Below are 14494 nucleotides of genomic sequence, written 5' to 3' on the forward strand. Positions count from 1 at the left end.
AGCATGGCAGGCTGGGCCCATGGCGAAGTACTTCGACGTCCACCCGGTGGACCCTCAGCCCCGGGCCATCGGCCAGGCGGTCGAGATCCTGCGGTCGGGCGGCCTCATCGCCTACCCGACCGACTCCTGCTTCGCACTCGGCTGCTCCCTCGACAACCCCGAGGGCAAGGAGCGGATCCTGCGCGTCCGGCAGCTCGACGACAAGCACCACTTCACGCTCGTCTGCGCCGACTTCGCCCAGCTGGGACAGTTCGTGCACCTCGACAACTCGGTGTTCCGCGCCATCAAGGCGGTGACGCCCGGCCCGTACACCTTCATCCTGCCCGCGACGAAGGAGGTGCCACGGCGGCTGCTGCACGCGAAGAAGAAGACCGTCGGCGTCCGCATCCCCGAGCACCCCGTCGTCCGCGAGCTGCTCAAGGCCATGGGAGAGCCGATCCTCTCGAGCACCCTGCTCATGCCCGACGACGACGCGCCGATGACCGAGGGCTGGGAGATCAAGGACCGGCTCGACCACGTCATCGATGCCGTCATCGACTCGGGGGAGTGTGGCCTCGAGCCGACGACGGTCGTCGACTACTCGGACGGCTACCCCGTCGTGACCCGTGTCGGGGCCGGCGACCCGAGCCCGTTCGAGTGACGCCACGCCCGTCAGCGCGGCCGGCACCTGTCGCCGGAGCCCGTCGTGCTGTTCAATCGGGCCATGAGCCAAGGCGCCCATGACGTGCGACCGACGACGGAGTCGGTGACCTCGATCCTGTCCGGCCTCGACGAGGCCGACCGCGAGACCATCGAGCTGCGACTGGAGCGCTGGTCCGACGACCTCGTCGCCGCGCTCACGGTGCTCTACCCCGACCGGGACGTGTCGGCCCTGGCCCTGCGTCTCATCGAGCGCGCCGTCGCGGCGCACCGCGAGCGGTCGGCTGACCTCAGACGTCTCGACCAGCGACGCCTGCTGCGTCCGGACTGGCTCCAGCAGCCGAGCATGTTCGGCTACGCCTGCTACACCGACCGTTTCGCCGGCGACCTCGAGGGGCTGCGTGGCCACATCGACTACCTGCGCGACCTCGGTGTCAGCTACCTGCACCTCATGCCACTGCTCCAGCCGCGTGAGGGCGACAACGACGGTGGCTACGCGGTGCAGGACTACCGCAGCATCAGGGCCGACCTCGGCGACCTGGACGACCTGACCCGTCTCGCGAGCGACTTGCGGGCACAGGGCATCTCACTCGTGCTCGACCTGGTGCTCAACCACGTGGCGCGGGAGCACGAGTGGGCCCGGCGGGCCAGGGCGGGGGAGTCGCGCTACCGCGACTACTTCCTCGTCTATCCCGACCGGGTCATGCCGGACGCCTACGAGCGCACCCTCCCGGAGGTTTTCCCCGACTTCGCGCCGGGCAACTTCACGTGGGACGACACGCTCCGGGGCTGGGTCTGGACGACGTTCAACGAGTGGCAGTGGGACGTCAACTGGGCCAACCCCGACGTGCTCGTCGAGTACGCCGACATCGTGCTGCACCTCGCGAACCTCGGCGTCGAGGTGCTGCGCCTCGACGCCATCGCCTTCACCTGGAAGCGCCTCGGGACCAACTGCCAGAACCAGCCCGAGGTGCACGCGGTCACCCAGGCCCTGCGGACCGTGGCCCGCATCGCCTGCCCGGCCCTTGCGTTCAAGGCCGAGGCCATCGTGGGGCCCCGTGACCTCGTCCAGTACCTCGGGCAGGGCGAGCACGCGGGCCGGGTCAGCGACCTCGCCTACCACAACAGCCTCATGGTCCAGGTGTGGTCGATGCTCGCGACGGGGAGCACCGGCCTGACGAAGCAGGCGCTCTCTGCCCTGCCGACGACACCTCCCAGCGGTACGTGGATCTGCTACGTGCGCTGTCACGACGACATCGGCTGGGCGATCGACGACGGCGACGCTGCCGCTGCTGGGCTCGACGGCCACGCCCACCGCCGCTTCCTGTCGAACTGGTACGCCGGCGAGCACCCCGGGTCGTGGTCGCACGGCCTCGTCTTCCAACACAACCCGGCGACCGGCGACAAGCGCATCAGCGGCACGGCGGCCTCGCTGACCGGCCTCGCCGACGCCGAGGCGCGTGGCGACGCCGAGGCGACGGGGCGGTCGCTGGCGCGGCTCTTCCTCGCCCATGCCGTCATCGCCGGGTGGGGCGGCATCCCGGTCGTCTGGAGCGGCGACGAGCTGGGCATGCCGAACGACCCGTTCTGGGCACTCGAACGCGGGCACGAGGACGACAACCGGTGGGCGCACCGTGAGCGTCTCGACTGGGCACTGGCGGCCCGTCGCGACGACCTCGACACGGTGCCGGCCAAGGTGTTCCAGGGCCTGCGCCACCTCGCATCGGTGCGAGCCGGACTGCCGCAGCTGCACGCCGCGGGACCGACGCGGGTCCTGCTCGAGACGGACGACGGTGTCCTCGCGGTCGCCCGTGCACACCCCAGCGGACCGATGGTGTGCGTCTACAACGTGACCGACACGTGGCGGACCGTCGACCTGCGCCACTTCACGGACGCCGGCCTGACCCGGCCGTTCGACGCCATCGGGGGCTACCCGGTGTTCGGCGGAGCCGACGGCCCGGCGTCGCTGAGCCCGTATGCCGCGTGGTGGGTCATCGACGCACCCGTGGAGGTGCCGCACGCCCCACCACCCGAGCTCCTTGGTTAAGGTTATGGCCTAACCTTCATCAAGGAGGAGGTCGACGCATGGGTGGAGCCTGGCCGTCACTCGGTCGAACCACGGTGCCGTGGCACCCCGTCGCGGGCCTGCTCGAGGTCTCGAGGCGTTCCCTTCGCGCGACGCCGGCCTCGTTCGAGGCTGCTGTCGTACCGATGATCGCCGAGGCGGGGCTTGAGCTGTCCGGTGACCTCGCGGCGGACCTCGACGAGGCGACCCGGCTGCTCGCGGCCTTCGACGCCGGGGGAGCGGGCGAGATCGCACCGTTCGCCTCGGTCCTGCTCCGCTCGGAGAGTGCAGCGAGCTCGCAGATCGAGAACCTCACGTCATCCTCCCGGGCCCTGGCCGAGGCCGAGATCGGCGAGGGCAACCGGGCCAACGCCGGCCTCATCCTCGCCAACGTGCGCACCATGCAGGCCGCCCTCGACCTCGCCGGCCGGCTCGACGAGGCGGCCGTCCTCGACATGCACCGAGCCCTCATGGCCCAGCAGGCCCAGCACGTGCCGGGCCGCTGGCGCGACCAGCAGGTGTGGCTCGGCGGCTCGGCGCTGCACCCCGGCGACGCCGACTACGTGCCGCCGATCGCCTCCGACGTCCCGAACCTCATGGCAGACCTCGTCACCTTCATGGACCGGGACGACCTTCCGCCGCTCGCCCTCGCCGCCCTGTCCCACGCCCAGTTCGAGACGATCCACCCCTTCACCGACGGCAACGGCCGAACGGGTCGCGCACTGCTGCACTCGGTGCTGCTCCACACGGGCGCCATCCGCCGCGTCACGGTGCCGATCTCGGCAGGTCTGCTTGCCATCCGTGACGACTACTTCGCGGCCCTGACGGCGTACCGCACCGGCGAGGTCGAGCCCATCCTCAGGTGCGTCGCCGAGGCGGCCCGCAACGGGACACGCATCGGCGAACGGCTCGTCGGAGCGCTCCGCGCCGTGCGCGACGACTGGTCCGACGCCGTCACGGCGCGGGCCGGTTCTGCGTCCTGGGCGGTCCTCGACCTGCTGGTGCGCCAGCCGGTCGTCACCGCCCGAGTCGTCACCCTCGAGCTGGGCGTCTCGGCCCCCACCGCGCAGACCGCGCTGCGTCGCCTGGTCGAGGACGGTGTCCTGCTCGAGTCGACCGGACACCGACGCAACCGGGTCTACCGGGCGCCCGCGGTGCTCAGGGCGCTCGACGACTACGCAGAAGGCCTCGGTCGTCGTATAGTCTGAGGAATCACCCTGTGCCGCAATCAAATTCGCCGTTAATCGACATTATGAAACTCGGGCCGCCGGCGGGTCCTACCGGCTCACCAGGTCTCGAGCCAGGCTCCGTGCGGGTGCGCCACCCCGACGATGCGCGCCGGCACCTCGCGCCCCGACACCCAGGACCGTAGGCCGAGCACCGTCGGCCCGGCCTGGGCTCGAGGGTCGTGGGGCAGGCCCGGAACGCACCTGGGCGGCTCCGCCGTGAACCATGTCAAGCGCGGCACCGAGTCGGCGAGAGCGGACAGCCCGTCGGCGAGCACCAGTCGTCGCTCCCGCTCCACGTACGTCAGGGCCCACGAGCTGTACACGACCACGTGGTCGCTGCCTCCAGACGCATCGGACTGGACGAGCGCGTCGCCCATGGCCGCAGCGACGTCGTCGACGAGGTCTCCCGCGCGGACCGGGGGAGGGTTCGCACCCAGCTCGCGCAGCGCGGCATCGAAGCGCTCGACGCGGCCGGGGACGTCGGGCCACAGGCAGGCACGCAACCAGCGCACCGCGTCCTCGTCTGCGAGGCCCACCGGCTCGCGGTCCACACCTGCGCGGCCCACGACCTGCGGCAGCGGGCGCAGGGCCGGACGCCCGTCCGAGCGGTCCAGGCCCTCACAGCGCACCCGGGACGAAGGGTTTCCGACCACCGTGCGTCCGCCAGACGGCGGCGTCGTCTCGATGCGGTACCGGTCCAGCCCGAGGAGCAGTCCGGCGCTGGCCCCGAGCTCGACGAGGGCGACCCGCGCCTGCTCCGAACCTGCGCCCTCCACCGCCGCCGCCAGACCGGCCGCGACGTACACGCTCCGGTTGACCTCGTTGGTCTGCGTCGTGCGCGTCGCCACGAGCCGGCGCAGCTCGTCGGCGTGCGCGAGCACCGTGGTGCGCACGTCGGGCCACGGGTCGCCGGACGGGAGCGCATCCCGCCCGACGATGCTCGCGTACCAGCGCGCCGCCGGCAGGTCAGACCTGCGCAGAACGAGGTCGTGGAGTGCCGCGAACCACAGCACCGGGCGCGCCTGTCCGGGCTGGGCCGAGACGAGGAGTGCTGCCACCTCGGGGTCCTCGGCGACGCGGCGGCTCACGGTTCCGTAGAGGGGGAGGGCGGCATACTCGGTCCCGAACTCGTGGAACCGACGGCGGATCCGCTCGAGGCGTCCGGTGCCGACATCGCCATCGTCGTCGTCGCGGGCCTGCTGACCGTCAGCTGCGGGCGGCACTGACGGCCCTCGTCACGACAGGCCTGCAGTTCGCCTGCTGCCCAGAGGAATTCGTTCGAGCAGGACCGCGACCTCGTGGTGCGAGGTCTGCGGGAACATGTCGAACAACCGTGCCTCGACCGCCCTGAGCGACGGCATCGCGGCGAGGTCACGAGCGAGGCTGTCCACGTTGCAGCTGGAGTAGACCACGTGCTCAGCCGACGACGTCTCGAGCCACGCGGCCAGCCGTGGCCCGATGCCGCGCCGGGGCGGGTTGACGACGACGAGGGACGATCGCGGCCGACCGGTGCCGTGGCCACCGACGCCGGGCAGCAACGCCACGTCGGTGGCGTCGCCCACGGTGAACTCGAGGTCGGCTCGCGTCAGACCTGCTGCCGAGAGGGCCGCGGCGCTGCGGCGGGCCGAGGCGACGGCCTCCGGCGCGATCTCGAGGCCACGCACGACGCGGTCGGTGCGCCCGCTGGCGATCGCGGCCTGGAGCGCGAACCCACCGACACCGCAGTAGAGGTCGAGGACGACGGAGGGGTCGATGAGTGCCACCCAGTCACGGGCCTGTCGGTAGAGGGCCGTGGCGACGCCGGTGTTGGTCTGGAAGAAGCTGTTGGGACGCAGGAAGAGCTCGACGTCCGCGAGAGGCATCGTCAGGACGTCCGCCTCGGTGAGGACGAGCTCGACCTCGCCCTCGGTGACGGCCTTGTGCTCCGGCTGGAGGTTGACCGAGACGACTCGGACACCGGGCAGGGCGCTCTGGAGCGCCGCCAACCGGGAGCGGAGCAGGGCCAGGTGCTTCTGGGACCGCAGGACGAACCGGAGCATCGTCTCGCCGCCGGGGGAGTGGGTCAGCAGGACGTGCTTGACCTCGCCCCGACGTGACGGCACCTCGTAGGGCTCGAGCCCGAGGTCGTCGAGCAGGTCGGCGACGCGGGGCACGAGCTCCGCGAGCCCGGGCTCGTAGAGCCCGCAGTGGCGCAGGTCGGTCCCGAATCCGTCCCGGTCGAGGATGCCCACGGTGACGGCGCCGGGGGACCCGCCGACGACGAGCTTGGCCTTGTTGCGGAACGCCGACTCGGCACTGGGGGCCGGGTCGAGCCAGGCGACGTCCGGGGCGACGTCGGCGAGCACGCGCCGGCAGTGCGCGTCCCTGTCGGCGAGCTGCACGGCATACGGCACGCCCATCAGGGCACAGGAGCGGCAGCGGCCGGCGTCGAAGTAGTCACACTGCATCACGGGACAGGCTACGGCTCAGCGCGGCCCGTCATGACCATGAGGGCGGTCCGTGGGGAGGGGCCGCCCAGCGCTAAGTGACATAATGTCGATTATCGGCGTTATGGGGTGAGCGGAGAGGAGCGAACAGGGCGCGCCACCGCGGATCCTGCGCACGCGCTCGACTCGTCCGAGGCGCCACGAAAAAGGAAGGAGGCGCGACGCCTCCTTCCACTTCCAACGTATAGCGCACCCCCGGTCTTGCGGCAAGGCCCCCGTCGTGCCCGAGAATCGCTGGCTCGACACCAGCATCCGGGACGGAGCCCGACCTGTGGACCTGCCGACGACCAGCGCCTTCGACCTTCGCGACCACCTGACCACCAAGGCCGATCCGGCTCTCATCGGGCCGGACGACGCCCACTTCGCCGCCGTCGCCGACGCGATGGAACAGACCGTGGCCGAGCTGGCCGACCGTCTCGACCTCGCCCGTCGCGCCCGCGGCGGCCGCGGCCAGGCTGCCCTGGACCGCGACCAGGAGGTCCACCGACTGAGCGCGCGCCTGCGGACCCTGAGACGGTTCGACCTCGACCTCTGCCTCGGCCGCATGGTGGATGAGAATGATTCCCGTCCCATTCATATCGGCCGTGTCGGGCTGACGGACCGCACTGGCGAGCGACTGCTCGTCGACTGGCGTTCCCCTGCCGCCGAGCCGTTCTTCGCCGCCACCCACGCCAACCCCATGGGCCTGGCGAGCAGGCGCCGCTACCGCTGGACCCGGGGTCGGGTCAGCGACTACTGGGACGAGGTGTTCACGCCGGACGACCTCGAGGGGCGCGCCGCCCTCGACGACGAGTCGGCCTTCATCGCCTCGCTCGGCGCCAGCCGCTCACCGCGGATGCGTGACGTCCTCGCCACCATCCAGGCCGACCAGGACGCCATCATCCGCGCGAGCTCCCGGGGCGCCCTCGTCGTCGACGGCGGCCCGGGCACGGGCAAGACGGTCGTCGCCCTCCACCGGACGGCATACCTGCTCTACTCCGACCCGCGGCTCGGGCACCGGCGCGGCGGAGTGCTCTTCGTCGGACCCCATGAGCCCTACCTCAGCTACGTCTCCGACGTCCTGCCGAGCCTCGGTGAGGAGGGCGTGCAGACGTGCACGCTGCGTGACCTCGTCCCGGAGGGCGCCACGGCGGCTCCCGAGAAGGATCCCGAGGTGGCCCGGCTCAAGGCGTCGACCGCGCTCGTCGACGCCATCGAGCCCGCCGTCGCCCTCTACGAGGAGCCACCGTCGCAGGAGACCGAGGTGACGACGCCCTGGGCGGAGGTGCGCCTCTCCCCCGCCGACTGGCAGGAGGCCCTCGCCGCCGGCGCCCACCTCCCCCACAACGAGGCCCGCGACGACGTCTGGGACGCTCTCGTGGCCATCATCGTCGAGCGGCACGACCTCGAGATCCGCCTCGACGACGACGGGCAGGACCTCGAGAACGATGCGACTCCTGCCCTGGTCCGTCGCTCGCTCGAGCAGAACCGCGAGCTCCGGACGGCCTTCGACCGCACGTGGCCGCTCCTCGACGCGGGCGAGCTCCTCGGCGACCTGTGGACGGTGCCGGCCTACCTGCGCCGGTGCGCACCGTCGCTCACCGTCCCCGAGGTCCGTCGGCTCCAGCGCGCCGAGCCGGACGCGTGGACCCTGTCGGACCTGCCCCTGCTCGATGCCGCGCGCCGCCGGCTCGGCGACCGGGAGGCCGGCCGACGCCGGCGCCGACGCGAGGCGGCCCTCGCCGTCGAACGCGAGGAGCGCACCAAGGTCGTCGAGCACCTCATCGCGTCCGACGACTCCGACATGCACGTCATGTCGATGCTGCGCGGCGAGGACCTCCGAGGCGCCCTCGACGACGACACCGACGAGCTCGAGGCAGGCCGGGACCTGCTCGCGGGGCCTTCGCGCACGTCGTCGTGGACGAGGCCCAGGAGCTGACCGACGCCGAGTGGCGCATGCTCCTCAGCCGCTGCCCCTCTCGCAGCCTCACGGTCGTCGGGGACCGCGCGCAGGCCCGGCACGGCTTCACGGAGTCGTGGCGGGACCGCCTGGCTCGCGTCGGACTCGACCGCGTCGCCGTCGCCACGCTCGACGTCAACTACCGCACCCCGGCCGAGGTGATGGCCGAGGCGGAACCGGTCATCCGTGCAGCGCTGCCCGACGCCAACGTCCCGACCTCGATCCGCGAGAGCGGCATCCCGATCCGTCACGGCACGACGGCAGAGCTCCGTTCGGTGCTGACCAGCTGGCTCGGGGCCCACTCCGACGGAACCGCCTGTGTCATCGGCGATCCGACCTTCGCGGGAACCTCGCGCATCCGCTCCCTGACGCCCACCCTGGCCAAGGGGCTCGAGTTCGACCTCGTCGTGATCGTCGAGCCCGAACGGTTCGGCGGCGGCATCGAGGGCGCCGTCGACCGCTACGTCGCGATGACGCGCGCCACCCAGCAGCTCGTCGTCCTCACGGACCGGTGACCCCGCCCGTGTGCGGCGCGCCCGCACCCTCCTCGAGGGCGGTCAGCCACGCGCGGAGCAGCCCCTCCAGGGCGGTCCGCTGCGGCTGGGACAGTCCCGTCAGCAACGACTCGTCACCGGCCATGACCTCGGCGAAGATCCCGTCCAGGCGCGCGAGCCCCTGCGGCGTCAGCTGGACGTGCACCGTGCGCCGGTCGGGCTCCTCGCGGACCCGTTGGACGAACCCGAGCGCCTCCATGGCCTGGACGCGCTGCGTCGTGGCGCCCGGCGTCACGCGACAGCGCCGGGACAGCTCGCCGGCGGTCAGGCGGTAGGGCTTTCCGCTGCGACGGAGCGTCGACAGGACGTCGAGGTGGCTCTGCTCGAGACCGTGTGCGGCCAGGACGCGTGACCGGTTGTCCATGACGATGCCACCGAGCCGCGACACCGGGGTGATGATGCCGATGGACGACACGTCGACGTCAGGTCTCTCCCGCTGCCAGGCGGCGATGATCGGGGCGACATGGTCCCCCGCTGGGCTGCTCACCCTGGATACTTTAGTTCTAAACCACGTGCGAGTGGGCGAGGAGCGGCGGCGTGTTGGCCCCGCTCCCCTGCCCCGCCGCCCGACCGTGTGGGACAGTCCTCGCATGTCGCACGTCGCCGTCAACGCCGCCCGACCGGAGACCCGCGAGCAGCGCGCCTGGTACTGGTACGACTGGGCCAACTCGGCCTACGTCACGACCACCGCGACGGTGCTCATGAGCCCCTACCTCACGACCGTCGCCGAGCAGGCCGCGTGCCCCGGGCTACCGAGCGGCCAGGACTGCACGACGAGCCTCTCGGTGCTCGGCATCCCCGTCGCGCCCGGCTCGCTGTGGTTCTTCACCGTGACGTTCACGACCATCCTGTCGGCGATCGTGCTCATCTTCATCGGCGCCATCGCCGACCGCAGCCCCAGGCCGACGCGGCTCTTCGCGACCTTCGCCTGGGTCGGCGCGCTCGCGGCCAGCCTCATGTTCTTCGTCGCGGGCACGAACTGGCAGCTCGGGGCGGCCCTCGTCGTCGTCGCGGGCATCTGTCTCGGGGCCTCGCTCGTCATCTACGACTCGATCCTGTGTCGCATCGCCAACGAGAACGAGCGAGACCGGGTCTCCTCCAAGGGGTGGGCGTTCGGCTACCTCGGGGGCGGCATCCTGCTCACCCTCAACTTCGCCCTCGACTTCTTCCACGAGAACCTCGGCCTCGACCGGGCCATGAGCACCCGCATCAGCATCCTGTCGGCCGGCCTGTGGTGGGCGGGGTTCACGGTCATCCCCTACCTCGGGCTGCGCCACCTGACCGGCACGGTCGAGACGCCTGTCGACAGGTCGGCCGGTGTCGTGCGCGGCAGCATCGTCCAGCTGCGCAGCACCTTCCGTGACCTCGCCAACTACCCCCAGACGAAGATGTTCCTGCTCGCCTACCTCTTCTTCAACGACGGCATCCAGACGGTCATCGGCAGCTCGAGCGTCTACGGCTCGAAGGAGCTCGGCTTCTCCGAGACGACGGTGCTCGGGGTCTTCCTCTTCGTGCAGTTCGTCGCCTACGCCGGCGCCCGGCTCTTCGGCCGGGTGGCGGCGACCATCGGGGCGTGGCGCACCGTCCTCTACGGCATCGGCCTCTGGACGCTGGTCGTCGTCCTCGCCTTCCTCGTCCCCTCGAAGTCCCTCGTCATCTTCCTCGCCCTGGCCCTGCTCATCGGCATCGTCCTCGGTGGCACCCAGGCCCTGTCGCGCTCGCTGTACAGCCAGCTCATCCCCCGCGGCCGGGAGGCGGAGTACTTCAGCCTCTACCAGGCGATGGAGCGCGGCACGAGCTGGTTCGGGACGCTCATCTTCGGGCTCGTCTACCAGTTCACCCTCAGCTACCGCTGGGCGATCATCGCCCTCATCGTCTTCTTCGCCGTCGGCGGCGCACTGCTGTCGAGGGTGCGCATGCGCGAGGGCATCGAGCAGGCGGGCAACCCGGTTCCCTCCGTCATCTGAGACCGGCTTACAATTCGCGGCCGCTCGGGGAACAAGTCAACTGTTTCGCTCGTTCAAGCGTCTGTGAGGGTAAGACACCAGCGAGGTGTCACAAGGGCAGAAGTCTTGGAGGGGTCCACATGGCCGATCGAGCACTACGCGGTTCCAACCTCGGCGCGAGGAGCATGGAATCTGACGAGAACGTCGTCCCGAGTGAGCGTCAGCTCACCGCTTACGTCTGCCCGGAGGGACACCGCACCGAGCTTCCCTTCTCCATCGAGGCCGACGTGCCTCCGACGTGGGAGTGCCGTTGCGGCCTCGACGCCAAGCTCCAGGGCGGCGGCGCCGAGCCCGAGGCCAAGCCGGTCAAGCACCAGCGCACGCACTGGGACATGCTCCTCGAGCGTCGTTCCATCCCGGAGCTCGAGGAGCTCCTCGAGGAGCGCCTGACGTTGCTGCGCGAGTCGCGGGGCGAGAAGCCGCGCCGCAAGAAGACCGCCTGACCCCACCCGACCGCACCACCGGGAAGCCCGCCTCGTTCGTGGAGGCGGGCTTTTCGTATGCCGTATGCCGTGTGCCGGGGTGCGAGGTGGTCGTGACCCCGCCCCGGGTGACGGGGTCACCTCGGGCCACGCGGGCACGCAGGCGCCGATCATGACCGGGCCGGTCATGACCGGGCCGATCAGGACCGCGCTGATCAGGACCGGGCTCGCCCTCAGTCCTCGTCGATGATCTCGCCCTCGACGACCTCGTCGCTCGAGGTCGACCGGGTGCCACCCTGTGGCGTCGTCGGCTGCTCCCATGCGGGACCGTTGGGCTGACCGGTGACGGCGGGTCCGCCGAAGCGCTCGGTCTGCGCGACCAGCCGTCGCGAGATGACCGCGGCGAGGAGGCTACGCGCGACGGGGCGGGTGAACGGGAGCACGAGGACGAGGCCGAGCAGGTCCGTGACGAATCCGGGTAGCAGCAGCAGGCTGCCGCCGACGAGGACGACGACGCCGTCGGCGATCTCACGGGCCGGCATCCGCCCGTCGCGCACCGCCTGCTGCAGCGCACGCCAGGCTCGGGCGCCCTCCCGGCGGATCAGCCACGCGCCGAGGAGCGAGGTGGCGAGCAGGAGCAGGAAGGTCGGCCAGCCGCCGATCCACTGTCCGACCGCGACGATGACGACGATCTCGACGATCGGCAGGAGCAGCAGCCCCACGACGGCGAGCCGGGTCAGTCGCAGCCGACGGGCGCGGGACGGCTGGGCCGAGGTCATGCGCGGTCCCTCGCAGCCTCGCGTCCGCGCACCCGGCCCGAGACCGAGCGCAGCTGGTCCACGCGGTGCTCGACGCCCCAGCGGGTCACGCTCGTCAGGGCCTCCCGGACGATGTCGTGGCCCATCTTCGACACGCCGACCTCACGCTCGACGAACGTGATGGGCACCTCGACGACCGTCAGTCCGGCGCGCACGGCGCGCAGCGTCAGGTCGATCTGGAAGCAGTAGCCCTGGGACTCGACGCCCTCCAGGCCCATGGTGCGCAGGGCGCCCGAACGGTAGACGCGGTAGCCGGCCGTCGCGTCGTTGACCGACATCCCGAGCATCATCTTGGTGTAGATGTTGGCACCGATCGAGAGGACCTTGCGGTGGGCCGGCCAGTTGCGGACCTCGCCGCCCTTGACCCACCGGGCCCCGATGACGAGGTCGGCCTCGCCGAGCGCCGCGAGCAGCGACGGCAGCTGCTCGGGCAGGTGCGACCCGTCGGCATCCATCTCGACGGCGGCGTCGTACCCCCGCTCGAGCACGATGGCGAAGCCGGCGAGGTAGGCCTTGCCGAGGCCCTCCTTGCCGGCTCGGTGCACGACGTTGACCTGGGGGTCGGCCGCCGCGATCTCGTCGGCGATCTGCCCGGTGCCGTCGGGTGAGCCGTCGTCGAGGACGAAGACGTCGGCGGTGGGCACGCTCGCGCGCACTCGCGCGACGATCCCGGGCAGGTTGTCCCGCTCGTTGTACGTCGGGATGAGCACGGCGACTCGGGTCACCGGCTCACGCTGCATCGTCGTCATCCTCGTCCTTCGTCGGGCCCGGCACGTCCGGGGCTCCAGCGCCAGCACCGCGGCCGCCGAGGAGGCCCAGGGCGAGCATCGTCAGCAGTGCGGCGGCAGCGACCCACTCGGGGGCCTCACCCACGCGGGTCGCCAGCGTCGTGGCGTCACGCAAGGGTAGTGCCCCTCGGACCACTGCCTGGGTGAACAACGACGTCACCTGGTGCGCGGTTCCGTCAGGCGTGATGAGGGCGCTCTGTCCCACCGTCGAGACGTGGACGACGGACCGGCCGAACTCCATGGCCCGCAGCCGGCTGATGGCCAGCTGCTGCGGCGACTCGACGGTGAAGCCGAAGGTTGCGTTGTTCGTCTGGACGACGAGCACGTTGGCGCCGGTCTGCACGGCGTCGCGCATGATGTCGTCGTAGGCCACCTCGAAGCAGATCGCCAGACCTGCCCTGATCGGCTGGCCGGAGGCGCTCTTCACGGTGAACAGGCCGGGACCCGGGCCCGGCACGAAGTCGCGCCGCACGAGGTCGACCTCCGCGCTGAAGTTGCGCCAGAAGGCCCGGTTCGGGATGTACTCGGCGAAGGGCACCGGGTGGCGCTTCACGTAGCGGTCGGTGTTGCCCTTGCCGGGCTCGAAGAGCAGCGACACGTTGGAGACGAAGCCCACCGGCTCCGCGAGCAGCCCACCGACGATGAGGGGGCGGCGGAGGGCGGCGACGGTCTCGAGGATGAGGTCCTTGGCGTCGGCGTTGCGCAACGGGTCGATGTCCGAGGCGTTCTCGGGCCAGACCACGAGATCGGGCGCCGGCGCCCGCCCGGCATCGACGTCGGCCTGCGCCTTGAGCGTGGCCGCGATGTGGTTGTCTAGAACGGCGCGACGCTCGGAGTTGAAGTCGAGACCGGGGTGGGGCACGTTGCCCTGCACCCCGAGGAACTGCGCCGAGGGGCCGTCGGTCGGTAGCGGGACGGCGAGCCCGGCCAGCCCGAGCACGAGCGCGCCCGCCAGGGGCAGCACGAACCGGCGCGACGGCATACGCGAGGAGGTCGGGCCACCCGGGGTCCTGCGGGCCGCGAGGACGCGGAGCGCGTGCTGGGCGCCGAGGGCGAGCAGCGCCGCGCACAGGGCGATGACGAACCCGACGAAGGGCGCCCCGCCGAGCGCGACGAGGCGTCCGAAGGGTGAGTCGGCCTGGCCGAAGGCGAGCTTGAGCCAGGGGAAGCCGCCGTAGGGGGCCCGGGCCCGGAAGCCCTCGGCCACGACCCACACGAGGGCGAACGCCAGCGGGCGCACGCTCCCCCGACGGCTCAGCCACCCGTAGAGGGCGCCGGCGAGGCCGAGGAAGAGCGCCTCGAGGGTCGCGAGCGCGAGCCAGGGCAGTGAGCCGACGTAGATGCCGGACCAGCTGAGCGACGGGACGAAGAAGGCGAGGCCACCGACGAGACCGGTGAGGAAGCCACGGCGGGCGCCCACCCCCGTCCAGGCCCAGGCCCACAGGGCCAGGGCGAGCGGGGCCGCGACCCAGACGTCGAACGTCGGGAACGCGAGGCACAACAGCCCGCCGGCGATCAGGGACAGGAGGAGGCGCCGCACGGGATCAC

General features: G+C 71.4%; 12 protein-coding genes and 1 pseudogene. 7 read left to right on the plus strand and 6 right to left on the minus strand.

The features are described from left to right. Positions 1-19 precede the first annotated feature (19 nt). The 3 genes from TAE01_RS11670 to TAE01_RS11680 all read left to right on the plus strand — a co-directional run bounded on the left by TAE01_RS11670 (position 20) and on the right by TAE01_RS11680 (position 3912). Positions 20-640: an L-threonylcarbamoyladenylate synthase gene (locus tag TAE01_RS11670; RefSeq protein ID WP_147066588.1), complete on the plus strand. Its 621-nt coding sequence runs from the start codon at positions 20-22 to the stop codon at positions 638-640. Between the two features lie 63 nt (positions 641-703). After that, complete coding sequence (locus tag TAE01_RS11675; protein WP_147066590.1) at positions 704-2686, plus strand: amylosucrase; 1983 nt, start codon at positions 704-706, stop codon at positions 2684-2686. A gap of 38 nt (positions 2687-2724) precedes the next feature. Beyond that, positions 2725-3912 carry a Fic family protein gene (locus TAE01_RS11680; protein WP_147066592.1) on the plus strand — a complete coding sequence of 396 codons (1188 nt, stop codon included), beginning with the start codon at positions 2725-2727 and terminating at the stop codon, positions 3910-3912. 77 nt (positions 3913-3989) lie between these two features. Here the strand turns inward: TAE01_RS11680 and TAE01_RS11685 are convergent, their stop codons facing one another. Both TAE01_RS11685 and TAE01_RS11690 read right to left on the minus strand, forming a co-directional pair. Beyond that, a complete protein-coding gene (locus TAE01_RS11685; RefSeq protein ID WP_147066593.1) occupies positions 3990-5156 on the minus strand; it encodes a DUF2332 domain-containing protein in 1167 nt (388 codons plus the stop codon). A 12-nt stretch (positions 5157-5168) separates the two neighbouring features. Then, on the minus strand, positions 5169-6380 hold the full coding sequence (locus TAE01_RS11690) for a class I SAM-dependent methyltransferase (RefSeq protein ID WP_147066694.1): 1212 nt from the start codon (positions 6378-6380) through the stop codon (positions 5169-5171). 310 nt (positions 6381-6690) lie between these two features. Here TAE01_RS11690 and helR point away from each other — a divergent pair, with 310 nt between their 5' ends. Together helR and TAE01_RS20890 are read left to right on the plus strand one after the other, a co-directional pair. Beyond that, positions 6691-8337: an RNA polymerase recycling motor ATPase HelR gene (gene helR / locus TAE01_RS21095; RefSeq protein ID WP_281289288.1), complete on the plus strand. Its 1647-nt coding sequence runs from the start codon at positions 6691-6693 to the stop codon at positions 8335-8337. After that, positions 8268-8873 (plus strand): annotated as a pseudogene (locus TAE01_RS20890) (AAA family ATPase); the annotation flags it as partial. The gene helR and the pseudogene TAE01_RS20890, both read left to right, overlap by 70 nt. Here the strand turns inward: TAE01_RS20890 and TAE01_RS11700 are convergent. Continuing rightward, the gene (locus tag TAE01_RS11700) at positions 8860-9399 is read right to left on the minus strand and encodes a MarR family winged helix-turn-helix transcriptional regulator (protein ID WP_186815161.1); all 540 of its coding nucleotides are present in this window, start codon (positions 9397-9399) and stop codon (positions 8860-8862) included. The pseudogene TAE01_RS20890 and the gene TAE01_RS11700 sit on opposite strands and share 14 nt — an antisense overlap. A gap of 103 nt (positions 9400-9502) precedes the next feature. Here TAE01_RS11700 and TAE01_RS11705 point away from each other — a divergent pair, with 103 nt between their 5' ends. Beyond that, positions 9503-10879, plus strand: a complete 1377-nt coding sequence (locus TAE01_RS11705) for an MFS transporter (RefSeq protein ID WP_147066599.1) — start codon at positions 9503-9505, stop codon at positions 10877-10879. A gap of 119 nt (positions 10880-10998) precedes the next feature. After that, a complete protein-coding gene (locus tag TAE01_RS11710; RefSeq protein ID WP_147066601.1) occupies positions 10999-11361 on the plus strand; it encodes an RNA polymerase-binding protein RbpA in 363 nt (120 codons plus the stop codon). Positions 11362-11573: 212 nt separating this feature from the next. Here the strand turns inward: TAE01_RS11710 and TAE01_RS11715 are convergent, their stop codons facing one another. Genes TAE01_RS11715 through lnt form a run of 3 tightly spaced genes read right to left on the minus strand, consistent with a single transcriptional unit; the run spans position 11574 to position 14486 of the window. Beyond that, entirely contained in the window at positions 11574-12119 is a 546-nt protein-coding gene (locus tag TAE01_RS11715; protein ID WP_186815162.1) for an FxsA family protein, read from the minus strand. After that, a complete protein-coding gene (locus TAE01_RS11720; protein ID WP_147066603.1) occupies positions 12116-12907 on the minus strand; it encodes a polyprenol monophosphomannose synthase in 792 nt (263 codons plus the stop codon). Before TAE01_RS11720 ends, TAE01_RS11715 begins: the two co-directional genes overlap by 4 nt. Continuing rightward, positions 12888-14486, minus strand: coding sequence for an apolipoprotein N-acyltransferase (gene lnt / locus TAE01_RS11725; protein ID WP_147066605.1), 1599 nt, complete (start codon positions 14484-14486; stop codon positions 12888-12890). The genes TAE01_RS11720 and lnt overlap by 20 nt, the downstream gene beginning before the upstream one ends. Positions 14487-14494: the final 8 nt, after the last annotated feature.

The organism is Terrabacter aerolatus (assembly GCF_007991735.1).
GTDB classification, from domain to species: Bacteria; Actinomycetota; Actinomycetes; order Actinomycetales; family Dermatophilaceae; genus Terrabacter; species Terrabacter aerolatus.

Bases quoted from the DNA above. Each gene is read 5' to 3' on its own strand.
- TAE01_RS11710 (WP_147066601.1), top strand. From the start codon at position 10,999: ATGGCCGATCGAGCACTACGCGGTTCCAACCTCGGCGCGAGGAGCATG.
- TAE01_RS11680 (WP_147066592.1), top strand. From the start codon at position 2,725: ATGGGTGGAGCCTGGCCGTCACTCGGTCGAACCACGGTGCCGTGGCAC.
- TAE01_RS11720 (WP_147066603.1), bottom strand. From the start codon at position 12,907: ATGACGACGATGCAGCGTGAGCCGGTGACCCGAGTCGCCGTGCTCATC.
- TAE01_RS11670 (WP_147066588.1), top strand. From the start codon at position 20: ATGGCGAAGTACTTCGACGTCCACCCGGTGGACCCTCAGCCCCGGGCC.
- TAE01_RS11690 (WP_147066694.1), bottom strand. From the start codon at position 6,380: ATGCAGTGTGACTACTTCGACGCCGGCCGCTGCCGCTCCTGTGCCCTG.
- TAE01_RS11705 (WP_147066599.1), top strand. From the start codon at position 9,503: ATGTCGCACGTCGCCGTCAACGCCGCCCGACCGGAGACCCGCGAGCAG.
- TAE01_RS11675 (WP_147066590.1), top strand. From the start codon at position 704: ATGAGCCAAGGCGCCCATGACGTGCGACCGACGACGGAGTCGGTGACC.
- TAE01_RS11715 (WP_186815162.1), bottom strand. From the start codon at position 12,119: ATGACCTCGGCCCAGCCGTCCCGCGCCCGTCGGCTGCGACTGACCCGG.